The organism is Streptomyces sp. NPDC008313 (assembly GCF_042956125.1).
Taxonomy (GTDB): Bacteria; Actinomycetota; Actinomycetes; order Streptomycetales; family Streptomycetaceae; genus Streptomyces.
The window spans coordinates 1-1,678 of record NZ_JBIBFR010000056.1 but is presented as its reverse complement, the minus strand read 5'-3'; the positions used below and the strand labels follow the sequence as shown (position 1 = coordinate 1,678).

Here is a 1,678-nt window from a genome sequence, read left to right as displayed (position 1 = left end):
CGCAGCCACCTCATAGACGGCTGCCTCGCCGAGACCGGACTGACCATCCGACCCGCCTGACCAACCGCACGACATCACGAGTTCAACCTCAGTAGGCACCGGAGGCCGCATGCGCGCAGGCCTGATTGCAGTGATGACCGTCGCGACACTTGGAGGGGGCGTCGCCTCCGCGAGCGCGGACGGGGCGCCGACCGACGATGACGCCTACACCTCCTTCAACCCCAACGAGACGGGTCTGTTCGAGCTGTACGGGGACTCGTCCGCTGGGGGCCAGATCCATCCGTACAACTGGTCGGGAGACCTGAGCGCCTGGGGCCCGGGTAACAAGGAGTCTCATCACTGGGCCGACAACGACTACACCGAAGTCCGTTTCACCGGCTGCACGATGGCTGGCACGACAGGCAGGTCGGTCAGCGTGAAGCTCTGGCAGGCCATCCCGTTCGGCCGGGACAAGGACGTGGGCACGAAGACGTTCACCGCATGCTTCGGCGGTGGAACCTCGCAAGGCGAATGGAACGTCCACTACGAAGGCGGTGACAATCGCTATTTCACCTTGCCGCAGCTCAACGGGTCTGAGTACACGCGCGCTCAGGTATCGGTGAGGAAGATCTACGTGGACACGACCAAGGCCGACTAGCTCGGCTGCGCCAGCCCTCACGAGGTGAATCAACGCCGGGAAGCATGGCGCCGTGCTTCCCGGCTGCGCCCTGCAATGAGAACGGTCTGCAGACTTGAACCTTCGTACTCGACTCCGCACTACGCTGGCAACATGGACTGCCCCGATCTGGCTGGGCATTGTCGGCTTCTACTACTTCCATGCCCTGCATTTCGAAGACTCCCACGATGAGGTCATGGCGGGTCCCCTGTGGGCGCCGGAGCAGGTAGCTACATCGTTGTCCTACTTCTACCCCTTCGCCTACGCCATCACGATCGGTCTTGCGACATGGGAAGGAGGACGTCTGAAGCACGATGGTGTCTGGACCTTGGCACCCGGGCGCTCGCGCTTCCGCGTCGCGGCGCACACGCTGATGCCGGTGGTGGTGGCCGGCTGGTCGATTCTGCTCCTTCCTGCGACCATGCGGCTGGTGGAGACCGGGCTCGTGCCCACGCCCGCCGCGCTCATGCCCGTCCTCATGGGGGCGGGGATCGTCGTCGCCTACGCCGTGCTCGGGTGTGGTCTCGGGCACGTGACACCCAGGCTCATCGCCGCACCGCTTTCCGCCGTTGCCGCCTTCTACTTCATCAGCGGATCGTCCACATACAGCCCGCCGTACTGGCCGCGCCACGTGCTCGGGCAGGTCGACACGTCCCTGGCCTTTGGAGAGGTCTATGGCCTGCCGACTCTCATCGCCCCGCTCCTGTTTGCCGCGGCAGCGGCTGCAGCCGTCGCCGCGTGGTGGACCAATATGCGCAAGCAGCGTGGCTTCCGCCTGGGGACCGCTGCGGCAGCCCTCGTGATCATGGTTCTCTGTGCCCACGAAGCTTCCGGATGGGGAGTCGCCAACGGTCCGGTGTCGGCCGGGCATGCCGACACCACCTGCGCCGGTTCCGCCCCTCGTGTGTGCATGGCGACCGCGGGGGGGGGGGGGTGCCCCTATCTGTTTCGTCAACCCCGGTGGGGTCGGCTTGTAGGGGTTGATCCTGGTTTCGGGAACGTCCCGCGAAGCGGGATGTTCCC

1 protein-coding gene and 1 pseudogene are annotated in these 1,678 nt (G+C 65.5%); both read left to right on the top strand.

Going from position 1 to position 1,678, the window contains the following annotated elements; genetic code table 11:
- The first annotated feature begins 109 nt into the window (after positions 1–109).
- Positions 110–637: a hypothetical protein gene (locus ACFY93_RS34500; RefSeq protein ID WP_391365876.1), complete on the top strand. Its 528-nt coding sequence runs from the start codon at positions 110–112 to the stop codon at positions 635–637.
- Positions 638–731: 94 nt separating this feature from the next.
- A pseudogene (locus tag ACFY93_RS34495) lies at positions 732–1,678 on the top strand (hypothetical protein); the annotation flags it as partial.